This window comes from Microcoleus sp. B6-A1 (assembly GCF_036705085.1).
Classification (GTDB): domain Bacteria; phylum Cyanobacteriota; class Cyanobacteriia; order Cyanobacteriales; family Microcoleaceae; genus Microcoleus.
On the sequence record NZ_JAUBTU010000021.1, the window covers coordinates 33,986 to 48,404 of the forward strand.

The 14,419-nt window shown below is 45.2% G+C and carries 10 protein-coding genes and 1 pseudogene; 3 read left to right on the forward strand and 8 right to left on the reverse strand.

The features are described 5' to 3' along the window. Positions 1-20: 20 nt before the first annotated feature. Both QUB11_RS10055 and QUB11_RS10060 read left to right on the forward strand, forming a co-directional pair. Positions 21-971, forward strand: a complete 951-nt coding sequence (locus QUB11_RS10055; RefSeq protein ID WP_333202570.1) for a hypothetical protein — start codon at positions 21-23, stop codon at positions 969-971. A gap of 228 nt (positions 972-1,199) precedes the next feature. Next, positions 1,200-1,868 carry a hypothetical protein gene (locus tag QUB11_RS10060; RefSeq protein ID WP_333202572.1) on the forward strand — a complete coding sequence of 223 codons (669 nt, stop codon included), beginning with the start codon at positions 1,200-1,202 and terminating at the stop codon, positions 1,866-1,868. A 299-nt stretch (positions 1,869-2,167) separates the two neighbouring features. Here QUB11_RS10060 and QUB11_RS10065 read toward each other — a convergent pair whose 3' ends face one another. From QUB11_RS10065 to glpX, 3 genes are all read right to left on the reverse strand, one after another. Next, the gene (locus QUB11_RS10065) at positions 2,168-5,188 is read right to left on the reverse strand and encodes a UPF0182 family protein (protein WP_333202574.1); all 3,021 of its coding nucleotides are present in this window, start codon (positions 5,186-5,188) and stop codon (positions 2,168-2,170) included. 201 nt (positions 5,189-5,389) lie between these two features. Beyond that, on the reverse strand, positions 5,390-6,682 hold the full coding sequence (locus QUB11_RS10070; RefSeq protein ID WP_333202576.1) for a glutamyl-tRNA reductase: 1,293 nt from the start codon (positions 6,680-6,682) through the stop codon (positions 5,390-5,392). A 145-nt stretch (positions 6,683-6,827) separates the two neighbouring features. Beyond that, entirely contained in the window at positions 6,828-7,865 is a 1,038-nt protein-coding gene (gene glpX / locus QUB11_RS10075) for a class II fructose-bisphosphatase (protein WP_333202578.1), read from the reverse strand. Positions 7,866-8,379: 514 nt separating this feature from the next. Here glpX and QUB11_RS10080 point away from each other — a divergent pair. After that, positions 8,380-8,997, forward strand: a complete 618-nt coding sequence (locus QUB11_RS10080) for a CP12 domain-containing protein (protein WP_333202580.1) — start codon at positions 8,380-8,382, stop codon at positions 8,995-8,997. A gap of 120 nt (positions 8,998-9,117) precedes the next feature. Here QUB11_RS10080 and QUB11_RS10085 read toward each other — a convergent pair whose 3' ends face one another. The 5 genes and pseudogenes from QUB11_RS10085 to QUB11_RS10105 all read right to left on the reverse strand — a co-directional run. Next, complete coding sequence (locus QUB11_RS10085) at positions 9,118-9,411, reverse strand: VOC family protein (RefSeq protein WP_333202582.1); 294 nt, start codon at positions 9,409-9,411, stop codon at positions 9,118-9,120. 243 nt (positions 9,412-9,654) lie between these two features. Beyond that, complete coding sequence (locus tag QUB11_RS10090; RefSeq protein ID WP_333202584.1) at positions 9,655-10,326, reverse strand: SOS response-associated peptidase; 672 nt, start codon at positions 10,324-10,326, stop codon at positions 9,655-9,657. A gap of 106 nt (positions 10,327-10,432) precedes the next feature. Continuing rightward, positions 10,433-11,377 carry a UV DNA damage repair endonuclease UvsE gene (gene uvsE, locus QUB11_RS10095; protein ID WP_333202586.1) on the reverse strand — a complete coding sequence of 315 codons (945 nt, stop codon included), beginning with the start codon at positions 11,375-11,377 and terminating at the stop codon, positions 10,433-10,435. 343 nt (positions 11,378-11,720) lie between these two features. Continuing rightward, entirely contained in the window at positions 11,721-11,927 is a 207-nt protein-coding gene (locus tag QUB11_RS10100) for a hypothetical protein (RefSeq protein WP_172190898.1), read from the reverse strand. A gap of 1,615 nt (positions 11,928-13,542) precedes the next feature. Then, positions 13,543-14,409, reverse strand: a pseudogene (locus tag QUB11_RS10105) (sigma-70 family RNA polymerase sigma factor); the annotation flags it as partial. Between the last annotated feature and the right edge of the window lie 10 nt (positions 14,410-14,419).

Sequence of the window (14,419 nt, forward strand, 5' to 3'; positions counted from 1 at the left end):
TGAGCCTATAGGATAAAGTCATGGCTAATCAACTTCCTCCTGTATTGGTAACTTTTGATGCAGATGTTTTAATGACGGGCAGAACCCAAGTGTGGCAAGAATATTCCAAGGTGGGAACTTGCTATATCCCGGAAGTAGTGTACGACGAAATAGATCGTCTGACAGGGCAAGCGGTGGAAAAAGCTCAAGAGCAAGTAGCTAGAGAGTTTATGCGATTTTTTGCCGACAGCGGTTGGATTGCAACTGACGCTCAGGAAACACACCGAGCTCTCGAACCTTCGATCAAAAATCAAAGCAAGCCAGCAATGCTGGTAGTGGCGACGGCTCAGTGCGTTTACGGTTTGGCTCAGGAACACCCGGAGGCATTGGTGATTTTTGTGTCCAACAGCCAGCCTCTGCTGAAGCGGCTGGCTTCTGTAGGCGCTACGAATCTCTGCGGGATTACCGGGGCGATGCTGTTAAATTGGGCGAGGAAAGGGGAACGCCCGCCGGCGGCGACTCAGCAATTGCAAACTTTGATGCGTACCCTCGCCGAACGCAAATCGACTCAGCGCCCTAACAGCAGAATTCAGGATGCTGCTGTTGGCCAAACGGGGGCTTCTGCTAGCAAGTTAACGGGAACCCGCGGCGCTTCTGAGCTAAAGTCGCCCAGCAGTTTTACTAAAACTAATAAAACGGGTTTGACTCAGAAGCGCAGTGCGAGTTCGCGCCCCAAAACGCCGCCCCGCAATCGCGAGGAGTCGAGAGATTACGAGCCGGCTGTATATCGCATGAAACATATTACACCTCCGAAAAAAAGGGACAGCGGTTTTCTGTCTACTGTGTTCAATTTTTTGGGAGCGTTATTTTTCTTGACGGTAGCGGTAGGTATTTTGTGGCGAGTGTTCGATGTTAGGGGTTTTAGAAAGACTTTTGTGCCGGCTCTACCACAGCCTGTGCAACAATTTGTTAAGTCGATCGACCCTAAATAATCTGGTTTTCTGAAAATTCTACCTTCAGATCCGGCTGACTTCTGCCTTCGGAAACTGGGATAGCACGCTTGGTTAACAAATCGGTTCGCTCCCCTAAATATAGCGGTAAGCTGCTCGTGGCGCACCCTACGGTTAGAATTTCTGGCCTTAGTCCGCTGGCAATTGTCAACGGCTACTATCACAACAGAAGATGAACGCTCCACTTTAGTGTTCTAAAAATTCCTCGCCATGCTGAACGGGAACCAAATAATTAGTGGATTAGCACTGGCTGTTGCCGGTTTTGCGTATGCTTTAGTATTTTTTGTTCTTCTTCCCTTCAGACAATACGATTATGCAGCACCGCTTGGGGCAATAGCAATGGCGATCGCCCTTACTCTAGCAATGAATTGGCTACTATCTGCATCATTGCTAACTGGCTGGAGTTGGGTGGCTGCATTATTTGGTTTTCAGGTAGCCCTGATGCTTTTTGGTAGCGTGTTTCTGGAAGATGGGCTGTACCTGCCAAATTTGTTGTTTTTTGGAACTATGTGCGTAGGATATGCGAGCGTTGATACCAGTTTTTCACAACAAAAAACACTGGTAATTGTGGGCTTATTGACGGTATTTTTCCTAGCTTTAATGTACTTATCTTTGATTGGCAGCTATGCGATCAAAGGCAACAATCCGTTTCAGGGTTCTTCTACCCAGATGCTGCCGCTGTTGAATCAAAGGGTAGAAATTATCACCGACAATCCCAAACAATTGTATTTGAATGGCAAAACTGGCGAACTCACCCATATTGACCGTTATGAGGTGACAGTGAAACTAGATTCTGGAGGAGACGAGAGATTGATGTGGCCCTATGTCGATGTTTGGTGGCAGGATATTAAGGCTGCTAGCGAACAGAAATCGCAGTAATTTATATCGTTTCCGGTAGCATCGTCCGGGATTGTTGACTGTTGACTGTTGACTGTTGACTGTGAGTCAAAAAAATGAAAATTGCGCGAATTATTTGTTGGCAGCTTGATTCGACTTTACGCGCGACGATGAAGCGCGGATTTGATATCGTTTCCGGTTGCATCGGAATAATAAAATCGAGTCAAGACTTAACACTCAACTATTCAGTTTTTCGACCCCTCCTTCTACAGCCAACAGCCAGCAGTCAACAGTCAACAGTCAACAGTCAACAATCATGATGAGTGCAACCGGAATTGATATCATTCACTATTTAAAGCTGGTGCTGTTCCTTCCACAGGTCGAATAATGACCGGTTTATTAGTAGATCGTTGCTCAAAAAGTGCCTTGAGTGCCAAGTCAAGACTTTCGGCCATGACGATGCGGTTTTCGTAGGCAGCAATAACTCTGATTAAAGTTGGCAAACTATTGCGTTCGGCTTCTAAGTAAAGAGGTTCCACATACAGTAAAGATTGTTCTAGGGGAATTACTAATAAGTTTCCTTGAATGGCTTTTGAACCCTGGCGATTCCAGAGAGATATTTGTTCGGAAATAACTGGATCTTGGTTAATTAAAGCTTCTATTTGTTCGGGGCCGTAAACTAATCGCTGTTTGGGGAATAAATACAGCAGCAATTTTCCGTACTCGCTACCATCCGATCGCCCGGCAATCCAAGCAATTAAATTGTTGCGACTTACTGGTGTAAATGGCAGCAGCAAAATAAATTCTTCGGCTTTTTCAGTTGGCAGCTTCATAATCAAATAATAGGGTGATACGGGCTGCTGTTCGCTGCCATAAATTTCATTGGGAACTCGCCACAAATCCTCCCGATTGTAAAATACTTGCGGGTCTTCCATATGATAAGTTAGCAAGCGTTCTGATTGAATGCTCAGCAAATCTACAGGATATCTGATATGTTTGCGGAGAGCCGGAGGCATTTTGTCAAGGGGTTTGAAGAGTCCGGGAAAGATAGCCATCCAACTGTTAATAATCGGATCGGAGGGATTGGCAACGTAGAAGTCAACAGACCCGTTGTAGGCATCAATCACTACTTTAACGGAGTTGCGGATGTAGTTAAACTCATGATTTCCGGGGTCAGAATACGGATAGCGATCGCTCGCTGTATAGGCATCGATAATCCAGTAAAGATAGTTGGGAGATTTATCAGTGGCCGAGGGTGAAGGTTTAATCTCGTTGCCATTTTCATCTTTTTCTTTTTCTATATCATCATTGCTAAGATTGGCGTTCGCTACTACTAAATACGGGTCAGAATCGTAGCGCAAAAAAGGAGCTATCGCCCGGACTCTTTTATTAATATTTCGACGGTACAGCAATTTAGTTTCTGGCGTAAAATTGCGCGTCAGTGCCATTTGCCAATTTTTGAGATAATTAGCAAACAGCCAGCGCCGCCACATAGAACCGATCGCAATTCCGCCCCTACCGCTGTAAGTATTGTAAACATTGTCTTCGCCGCTGGGATAATCGAATTCTTTGACTTTTGTCGGCGCCATCGCTTCTGTATCGGTGATTTCGCCGTAGTAAATTCGCGGGTAGCCGATCGGAATACTGGCCCGAATTCGATCGCTAGTGACTTCCAAAGCAGTCTCTCCTTTCTGGGCTGCCACTCCAATATCTTTGACAAAATAATCTGGTAAACCGCCGACACCGACTGTATTTACCGGAGAAAGAGTAAAGCCGTAACCGTGGGTGTAAACCAGGTGTTTGTTCACCCAAGTTTGAGCTTCGGGGGCAACTGCCGTGTAATCTAATTCCCGCGCTGCCAGAAACACTTGTTGGCTTTCAGAATCTCCCTTTTTGGCTTTTTCATTTTTGATTGTGTAGCGCTCGATATCGGCATCAGGAAATGTATAATAGGGTCGGATTTGCTGTAACTGTCGGGTAGTTTGCAGCAGCGGTCGCTTGTCCCACAGCCGGATGTTGCTAATAGTAAGTTGATTTTTTTCTAAGTCGGCATAAGTAAGTTTTCCGGCGGGATCGAAAGTTTTTATTTCTATATTGTTGAGGTCAAAGGCTTCTTGAGTAAAGGCAATGCTGCGCTTGAGGTACGGTTTTTCTCGTGCTAGTTCGTTTGGTCTAACTAGAAGTTGCTGCACAATTTGTGGCAGCAGCCAACCTCCCAAAAAAATTAAAGTTAGCCACGCTACAATAATCTTTTTTATGAGTTCATTTTTAATTTTGAATTGGTAAACCTGGCACAGCATCAAAACTGCGATCGCCCCCGCCAAAATACTCAAAAATCCATAGAAGGGCAGCCGCACCGTCACGTCAGCATAATTCGCCCCGTAAGTAACGTCTCCCCGCGAATACAGCAATGAGTAGCGCCCCAACCAGTAGCGGAATGCAACGGCTAGCATGGAAGCTGCACCCAACCCGTACAAGTGCCGCTGCTGCGATCGAGAAAACCCCAAAAATATCCCTTGACTCAGGCTATTTCCCGACAGCAAATATGTTAAAGCACAAGATACTAAACTGTACAAAAATACAACTGTCAGCCACAAGCCTAGCAAATCTAAGATTGGCAAAATAAATACATAAAAGCTAATATTTTGATTAAAAAGAGGGTCGGTTGTGTTAAAATTAGTAGGGTGAAAATATTGTAAAACATTTGTCCAGCGACTGGTGGCAATCAGCCCGATCGCCAAACTGAGAAAAAGGGCGATCGCCCGCAGCCAAAAATCCGGCTTAATTACCACCGCTAACATTGTCACCAGAAGCAAGCCTAACTGCCACCAGCGAGAAAATAGCTGCACCCCTATTTGTTGGATTGACTCAATTCCCAACTGCACGGGCGACGCAGGTAAATTGTCAGCTATACCCAAATAGGTGAGGCTGTTTGCAGCTAACAGCCCGCAGTGAATTACTATAAAAGTTGCGATCGAACTCAATCCGAATACTGCCAAAAGCAGCCAGGACAAGCTAATTTGGGATTTAGCAACAGGTATTTCGTAATTCTTCCCGGTATTCTTCCCCGTGTTGTTCGCCCCCAGTGAAGCGAATAGCGCCCCCACAATCGGCGATTTTTCTTCCTCTGCGGGATGTTGCAGGCGGCGGGCTAAAGCCAAATTTCCGAGCACAAAGACAGAAGAAACAGCAATTGCGATCGTCCCCAGCAACGCTTGAGTTTTCAGCTTTAAGAGAAAAACCTGAAGATATCCAACTTCCTGAAACCAGAGAATTTCTGCCGCCATCCGGGAGGCAAATTCCAAAACCAGCCCCAGCCCCGCAATCAGTAGGATTATTTGATAAATTCGCCTATTAGTCATTAGTTATTAGTCATTAGTTATTAGTCATTAGTTATTGGTTGAATTATAACTGATATCAGGTTCGAGCAAATTACCCTCCCGAATGATGCTTTTGCCGCCAGGGTTGGAGGCATTTTTATTCATGGTAATTGACCGGACATAATATGACTCCTGCTTTCGGGTCAACTGACTAATGACTAATAACCAATGACTAATGACAAACTAGCTATATTGCTGATTGACATCCACATCCAAATTAAAGAGTGTTTGTAAAGTTTGCATCGCTTGCCGCCGCGCCTCAATATCCTGCTGAGCGCGCAACTGTACCATCGGATCGTGCAAAATCTTATTCACAATCCCCCTTGTTAAAGATTCAATCACATCTTGATGTTTCTCCGAAAATTCCGAACCAAGACGCGATAAAGCTTTTTCTAACTCTTGTTCCCGAATCAATTCTATCTTATCCCGCAAACAGCTAATAGTAGGAACAGTTTCTAGGCTGCGCCACCAGAGATCAAAAGCCTCTACTTCCTGTTCCAGCAAGCCCTGAGCTTCCAGTGCCATTTTGCGGCGGCTTTCGTGATTTTGAGCTACCACTGCTTTCAAGTCGTCCACATTAAACGATCGCACATTAGCGAGTTCGTTCGCATCCGAGTCAATGTTGCGTGGCACAGAAATATCCACCAACATCAAAGGGCGATTCGGGTCTAAAACCGCTTCCAATTTAGCTTTATTTAACAGTGGCTCGGTAGCTGCGGTACTGGTAAAAACCAAGTCAGAACTGGCAATTATCTGCATCATTTCCGAGAGCTGATACAGGTGCAATTCAGCATCTTTAAACTGACCGGCCAACTCCAGAGCGCCCCGCACAGAGCGGTTAACGATCGAAATATGGCTAGCTCCTTTTGAGAGCAAATGCTGTACCAAAAGCCGCGACATTTTGCCAGCACCGATAATCGCAATTTTGCTGCTTGCTAAATGCTGACCCTTCATTTGAGCCAATTCTGCCGCCGCCGAACTGATAGAAACTGCACCGGTACCGATGCTAGTTTCCGTGCGAACTCGCTTCCCTGCTGTGAGAGCTTGCTTGAACAAGCGCTCTAAAATTCTGCCTACACCTTTGTACTGCTGGGCGAGTTTGTGAGTTTGTTTCACCTGAGCCAAAATTTGTCCTTCTCCGAGAACCAAACTGTCGAGGCCAGAAGCCACTCGCATCAAGTGCATCACCGCATCTTCGTGCAGCAAAATAAACAGGTGAGGGCGCAAAGACTGCACATAAACTTTACTGCATTCTGAAAGGAACTGAATAACCTCTCGCACACCAGGCTCCGACTCGCTGGTAACAATATAAATCTCTAAGCGGTTGCAAGTGCTGAGGATGGCAACCTCTTGAATGTGCGGGTAGCCGCGCAATTGGGCGATCGCCGCTTCAACTTTCTGTTCTGGAATGCTCAGTTTTTCGCGAACTTCTACCGGCGCTGTTTTGTGGCTGAGACCTATGACTGCAATATTCATATCTGTGATTTGTCACTATTTCTTTCTTAGTTGTTAACAGTCACCTGTTATTAGTTCTTAGTTTATCGCTAATTGCTAATCATCGGTGACTGTTAACCGTTAACTGTTAATTGTTAACATTTAACTGTTAACCACTAACTAATCACTAATTCAATTGCAGAGATTTCGGCTGGTCAAACATATGGATTGTATCCACAAACCGAGCAGTTTTCGACTGAGAAGAAATTACCAAACTTTCAGTGCGAGCGCCGCCGCCAAAGAAGCGAACTCCATTCATCAGCGTTCCGGGAGTAATCCCGCAAGCTGCAAACAGAACTGTTTCTCCAGATGCCAACTCTTCAGCATTGTAAATCTTGTCAGGGTCTGTGATGCCCATGTCTTTAAGTCGAGCGATATTGCTCTCTTTGCTTTCACCGATCAAACCAGTTTTTACAACAGCCGGATCGTAAATTAACTGCCCTTGGAAGTGACCGCCCAAGCAGCGCATTGCTGCTGCGGAAATCACACCTTCGGGTGCAGCGCCAATACCCATAAGTGCGTGGATGTTGGAACCAGAAAACGCGCAAGAAATCGCTGCCGAAACGTCGCCGTCGCTGATCAGCCGAACTCTTGCACCCGCTTGCCGAATTTCATTAATTAAATCTTTGTGCCGGGGGCGATCCATGACCACCACCACCAAATCTTCAATACTGCGGCCGAGACAATCAGAGATAATTTTGAGGTTTTGAGTTGGCGTTTTGCGAATATCTACATGATTCTTAGCAGCCGCAGGAGCAGCCAATTTGTTCATGTAGAAATCCGGTGCCGCAAACAAACCACCTTTTTCAGAGATTGCCAAAACTGCCATCGAACCGTTTTGACCGTAAGCTACCAGGTTAGTACCTTCGCAGGGGTCAACAGCGATGTCAATTTCGATCAATTCATCTATGTTGCAGACATCTTTGGCATCTTCGCGGGTACAAATACCTACTTGTTCGCCGATGTAAAGCATGGGTGCGTCATCGCGTTCGCCTTCACCGATCACGATGCGGCCGCGCATATGAATTTTGTTCATGCGCTCCCGCATGGCTTCTACAGCCACTCTGTCGGCTTCATCTTTCTCGCCTTTGCCCATCAAGCGAGCGGAGGCGATGGCTGCCTGCTCAACTACTTCGATAATCTCTAAACCGATTACATTGTCCACGAACTAGATCCTCCCAACTGCTGATGCGTGCCTTGTGCTCTTTTGCACTCCCAGCCATCAAGTTTATCAGAGGCGGGGATCTGTGCGAGCGCAAGCAGTTGCTTAGTTTGTGTTAACTTTTGCTTCTTTGATACAGGGGCTGGAAAATCTGCTCCCAACAAGCTCAAAGATCCGACCAAGAGGGCCGGCACGGGGAGTAGGGGTAGCACGGCCCCTACAAGAGAATGAAACAGCCCTGCCGTCTGAGCGCTAAATCGCGGACTCCAGAGGTTCCGGGGCAGCCAGGGGCTGTTTCAGGCAACTTGTCATTCCGAGTGCCGTTAAAGGTTTTATGATTAGTTTGCGATGCACGATTTCTCAGAAACCTGGTTGCTAACCCGGAATTTATCGTTACTAAACCAAACATTTTGGTAGAAACCGGGTTTCTGAGGGTAAGTCCTAATGATAATCACAAATCAAATGGACAGCTCCAAATCGGGACGCAGTAGACTTTATCAGCGGGAAGGAATAAAAAATGATGATGAAAGCCCAAGATATTATGACCACAGATGTTGTTACCATTCGCGGTTCAGCAACGGTAGCTGAAGCGGTGGCGATGATGAACGATTTGTGTTTGCGCGCGTTGATTGTGGAACGCCGCCACGAACAAGATGCCTACGGCATTGTGACCGAAACGGATATTGTCTATAAAGTAGCAGCCTACGGAGTAGACCCGAAAAAAGTCCGCGTCTTCGAGATTATGACCAAACCGTGCATCACGGTGAATCCCGACTTGGGCGTGGAATATGTGGCTAGGTTGTTCGCGAATACCCGCATCCGCCGGGCGCCGGTGATTAAGGACGAGCTAGTGGGCATTATTTCGGTCACGGATATATTGACAAAAAGCGATTTTCTTGAGAAGCCGAAGAGTGTTTTATTTGACGAAGAAATCGAACAGGCGATCGCAGATGCCAGAACTATCTGTGCCGAAAAAGGCGCTACCTCTAGAGAGTGCGCGGTAGCCTGGGATATTGTAGAAGAAATGCAGGCTGAGGCTTCTCACCAGCGATCGATGAAGCTAGAAAAAACGGCTTTTGACGAGTATTGCGAGGAAAATCCCGAGGCTGCTGAAGCGCGGATGTACGATAGTTAATTTAGTTATTAGTCATTAGCCCTTAGTTATTAGTTATCAACTCTTATTTATGGATTGATAACTAATAGCTAACGGTCGGACATAGCTTTTTTTCTGCGACCTTCAGGAAAAACAAAAAGATTAAGTGTTTGGTTGAGTCATACAAAACACGTTCAACTTATTCCCATCAAGATCCCGAAAATATCCCGCATAAAACCCCGGCAACACGCCTCTTGGCCCTGCTGGTCCTTCATCCTGAGCCCCAAGTTCGATCGCTTTGTTATAAACTAAGTTGACTTTTTCTGGACTGTCAACTTGAAGAGCTATCATTACTCCATTGCCAACAGTTGCTGTGTTACCATCAAATGGCTTTGTAATAGCAAGTGCTGGTCCATTGGGAGAAACACTCCATGCGATAAATCCGTCGAATTCCATGAATCATCGAGCACCTATTTCAGCAAGCAAAGCATCATAAAACTTTGCTGCACTTTCAATATCGTTGGTACCCAGTGTAACATATCCGATCATATTTTTTGTCTTCTAACTGATGTTAAGATTTAAAAAATGTTTGAGCAAATAACAACTGAGTTAAACTGATCTTTAGAAAACCCAAGCTACAACTCAAACATCATTTTACATCATAACTCAAACTATCTCGGTTTTGTCCGCTGCAATGATTTATTGCCGATCGCTAATACATTCGGGACTGTCTCTAGTTGGACTGTTGACGATCGCACTTACCGCTTTTGCTTTCATGGCTTCGGAAGCATAGGGCTTTAACAAGGGCAAAACTTCCTGAGCATTTTTAACAGCAGGATCTAGCCACTGTTCCCAATCGCTGTCGGGGAGAATCACTGGCATTCGATCGTGCAGCGGCTGCACTGTTTCGTTAGCAGCGGTAGTAATTATACTGCAAGATACAAGGTTTTCTTTTTCTGGAGATTCCCAATTTTCCCACAAACCGGCAAAAGCAAAAGGTTCGCCGTCTGCCTTTTGAAAATAGTAAGGCTGTTTGTTCTTTCCCTCCTGTTGCCATTCGTAGAAACCGTCAGCGACTATCAAACATCGCCTGTGCTTGATGGCGCTGCGAAAAGCAGGTTTTTCGGCTACAGTTTCCGATCGCGCATTAATCATGCGACTGCCTATTTTCATGTCTTTTGCCCAACTTGGAATCAAACCCCAGCGCATAAATTGAAACTCTCGCTGCATTTTTTCTGGTTCAACTGTTACTGTGGCAACTGATTGAGTTGGGGCGATATTGTATCGCGGTTTGATGTCGGGAACTGCCGACAGTTTGAAGAATTCGGCGATGATTTGACCTGAAGTAGTTAAAGTGTATCGTCCACACATAATTTATAATTGGTATTAACAAAAAGGTAGATTGCAATTTACCGTTGGGCGGGGCGGGTTTTCGAGATTATTGGTGTTAGGCAAAGATGGTTGGTAAAACCCGCCCCTACGAGACAGTGCTAAATTGTGGAACATTCGCAGACAACCATTCGGCGCGCAACTTTTCAATAGCTAATTCTTTAAATTTAGCTTCTACTTCAATCCAAGGAGCCTGATAATAGCAATTAGGCATTTCTGTAATTAAATCGCTGTGGCGCGGATCGGCAAAAAATTCTCTGCCATTCGATATGTGTACTAATTGCCATTCAGGAACAGACCAACTTGTGCGGGCTGCTGCGAGCATTTCGGCAACGCTGGGATCGTCGTAAGTTTCTAAATGTTCGTGAATGACGTGGTGGTGGGCGTCAAAAACCATTGGTACGCCGGTATCGAGACAAACTTCTAAAATTTCCGAGGAACTGTAAGCGTATTCGTCATTTTCAAAGGTTAAGCGCGATCGAATAGATTCTGGCAAGTCACGGATGACTGATGTGAGCTGCGAAGTGCGATCGCCCTTGCCGCCGTGAATGTTCATCAGTGCCTGGGGCGATCGGGGCTGTCCCAACATATCTAAAATTAAAGCATGAGTCGCAAGAATTTTAATGCTGTTGGCAACGACATCAGGCTTGTCGGAACTGAGGACGACAAATTGATCCGGGTGGAGTACCAAGCGGATGCCTAAAGAAAGAGCGCGATCGCCCGTAGTCCACAATTCCTCAGTCATAGAGTGTAGCACTGCTTCCCCCAAATCTGTATCTGCAAAAGGGAACAGTGCAGAAGTCATGCGGTAGAGCTTAATCTGATTAGCAGAACAGAAGTCGATCGCTTTGTCAAGCCGCTTTAAGTTGTCTGTATAAAGCTCGAGCAATACAGTTTCTTGTTCAGTTTCCGAAAGCTGTAAAAGTCGTTTCCGCGTGACAGTGCGAAAGCGAACTTCATTGGATGTTGTAATGCAGACTAACCCCAGTTCCGGCAATTTGTCTTTTTGAAATAGTTGGTTAATCTCGCTCATTTATCAATAATTCCTAACTTAAATTTTAGGTTAAATAGTTTTGTCGGAAGGGCTTTAGTCCTTGGTTCTGAAGCTGTGATATCAATTCCGGTTGTATCGGAATGATTAAACCACAGAGGGCACAGAGGACACAGAGAAAGAGAAGAGAGAGATGCATAATTCCGATGTCAACGGATTTGATATGAGGTACTACTGAACCTGACCGAATACTCCGCCAGAGATTGAAATCCCTGGCGGAGTATAGGGACAGGTGCAAGATCTAATTAGTACAAACCTGATTTTTATCAAACATCTAATCAACCGCGTCGCAGATAGCATATCGAGGCCTATTTAATCGATATAACTATTGCTGTTCTTCGCCAGACTCAGCCTCTTCGTCGGGCCGCGCGGTAGCAACAGGATTTTCCATTGCTTCGTTATGGAACGGATAACCGGATGTTTCTTGATTTAGCGGGTCAGCGGGTTGGTCGTCAGGGGATGTAATTTGACCGTTAGTGTTGGTATTGGGTTTTGTGGAAGAACCTTTATGGCTGGCGTGACCGCTACTCATCTTTTTTTCCTCAATTAGGTCGATCGAACAATTTCTAGCTTAGACTTAGCTGCGGCGGGCGATCGCCTATCTTAAGTCAGAGATCTGCTATACAAGTCTTGTGGCAGGTTTGACCAATTCCCTCTAACTAATGGTCGTTCGCGGCTGAACCATAGGCAGGTACAGGACAGCGATTTTGGTCAAATATCCGCTCAGCATTAACGTCAATCCAGGTATATTGTCCTCATTTTTTGACTTTAACAGATTCTATGTTCAAACCGAGGTTGCTTATAATTTGGCGAACATCTTTCTCTGTGATTTCTTGATGCTTTCCCTTGGCTACAAAGCAAGTTTTGGGCATATCAGCGGCTTTTTGGGCTTTGGCTCCCTGCGGCCTCTGAATTTTTGCGATACTTTTCCCTTTGGAAATGTTTGTAATTAGCTCTTGCTTTTTTTGTGGATGCTCAAGCACATTTTCGATCGCAGCGTACTTATTCTCAAAGAAGTCTTTAAAGGCATCTTTCTCCTTCTCTGGTTCAGGAAGCGATTGCCCCTGAACCAGCATATTTATATTTGCCTTAGCCGTCAGGATATCGCCGATTGGCCCCGTAGCCTCGTGATTTCCGACAGCTATAGCAGGTAAATCTGGTATTGCTTCCGCCTGAATAATAAATTTTCCTCTCACTGCTGCCATCGCCAGAGTTTTTCCAAATGATTCTGCTACGGCATCCTGTAAGGAAGCCAAACGCTCGTCATCTGCTTCTTCCCATTCTGCAATTAGTGTTAGCAGTTTGGAGAAAGGATGATTGCCGTCAGCCAAGAGTTGGGTGTCGGGATGCAAGTCATACTCCTGCGATTCGGAGATGGCGCGTTGAAGTTCGCGGGCTTTTTCCTGACATTCCAGCAATGACGGAAAATTGCTCTCTACTCGATGGGCGATCGCTAAAACTCGTTCCATAACCCTCAAAGCAGAGTTGCGGACAAGAGCGATCGCACTTTTTTGCTTCTCGGCCACATCCACACGCTCAAGTACAGACTTGATATCTGCTAAAGAACCAATTTCCTCAGCCTTCAGCATTGGCGATACTGCCAAATATTCAGCCAGTTCTAGCGCCTTGTCGCGAAGCTGAATAAAGTTTTTACCGGACTCGTCAAGTTCTTTAATCAGCTTTTGACATATAGGTATACCAGGGTAAAGCAACTTTCCACTCGCCTCTGACAGCCGTGCTTCCAGTTGGGAAAAAACATCTTCTAGTGCGGTGAGTTGTTTGAGTAAGTCTGCTGAATTGTGTTCCATCGGTTTAATCACTCCATTCAAGTTATTTTCTGTCTGTTCCGCAATGTGGAAATTATGCTCATTCAAATTTGCATAATTCAGATTTTTTTCACTTCGCTCGGCACTCGACAGATAAGTCTCAGCCAATATAGTTTGTTGTATATTGGATTCTTCTATGAAATTGTTAGAAGGAATTAATGGTTCGGTCATATTAGCTATCTCAACTATTTTATCACCTACAGGCTCCTGTAAGAAAGTGTCGCAATGGCTACGAGACAAGTTTTCTGGAATGTTGAACTGTCTGGGCTGCATCGGTTTGGCGATCGGTCTTTTTGTCTGAGTTTCGTAAATTGCTGTCGGGCGAATACATTCTTTTAAAATACTGTTGCGGTTGGGATGGCGCAATCTTAGTAAAGCCTTAGCCTCAATTTGCCGAATCCGTTCGCGGGTAACATCAAATATATTACCGATTTCCTGTAGAGTTTTTTCCCGGCCATCATCCAATCCGAATCGCATCCGAATAACGTCACGTTGTCGAGGGCCCAGAGTATCTAAAACGCTTTCTAAATCTTCGCATAACAAATTTTTATATACTTTTTCTTCTGGTGTTTCTCCATCGAATTCAATCAACTCTCCCAATGTATAGTCTTCATCATCACCCATTTTAGTATCTAAGGAAATGATAGATTTAGCCGATTGAACAACAAAGCGCAATTTTGCAATTGTTATCTCCATTTTAGTCGCGATTTCTTCTTCGGTAGGCTTGTGGCCGATTTCTTGAGAAAGCTGCTTGGTAGTTTTATTAATCTTCGAGATAGTTTCATAAACGTGAACTGGTAGGCGGATAGTCCGCGATCGATCGGCAATAGCCCGCGTAATTGCCTGACGAATCGACCAATATGCGTGGGTAGAAAACCTGGTTCCCATCGTGCGATCGAACTTTTCTACAGCCTTGATTAAACCGAGATTTCCCTCCTGAATCAAGTCTAATAAATCCAGCCCTCTATTTTGATATTTTTTAGCAATTGAGACTACCAGCCGCAAGTTAGACTCTACCATTTTGTCTTTCGCTTTTCGGCTGCCCTCTAATTCTAACTCAGCAATTTTTCGAGCTAGTTCAATCTCTTCGTCAGCTTTGAGCATGGGAATTCGACCGATTTCTTGCAGATAAACGCGAAGCGAATCTGGCGGTATACGGTCTTCTTTAAATTTGATGCTGTCAGGAATGGTTTTATGC

Coding starts and splice junctions, on each gene's coding strand:
- QUB11_RS10070 (WP_333202576.1), bottom strand. CDS start 6,682: ATGAATATTGCAGTCATAGGTCTCAGCCACAAAACAGCGCCGGTAGAA.
- QUB11_RS10080 (WP_333202580.1), top strand. CDS start 8,380: ATGATGATGAAAGCCCAAGATATTATGACCACAGATGTTGTTACCATT.
- QUB11_RS10100 (WP_172190898.1), bottom strand. CDS start 11,927: ATGAGTAGCGGTCACGCCAGCCATAAAGGTTCTTCCACAAAACCCAAT.
- QUB11_RS10065 (WP_333202574.1), bottom strand. CDS start 5,188: ATGACTAATAGGCGAATTTATCAAATAATCCTACTGATTGCGGGGCTG.
- QUB11_RS10055 (WP_333202570.1), top strand. CDS start 21: ATGGCTAATCAACTTCCTCCTGTATTGGTAACTTTTGATGCAGATGTT.
- QUB11_RS10085 (WP_333202582.1), bottom strand. CDS start 9,411: ATGGAATTCGACGGATTTATCGCATGGAGTGTTTCTCCCAATGGACCA.
- QUB11_RS10090 (WP_333202584.1), bottom strand. CDS start 10,326: ATGTGTGGACGATACACTTTAACTACTTCAGGTCAAATCATCGCCGAA.
- uvsE (WP_333202586.1), bottom strand. CDS start 11,377: ATGAGCGAGATTAACCAACTATTTCAAAAAGACAAATTGCCGGAACTG.
- QUB11_RS10060 (WP_333202572.1), top strand. CDS start 1,200: ATGCTGAACGGGAACCAAATAATTAGTGGATTAGCACTGGCTGTTGCC.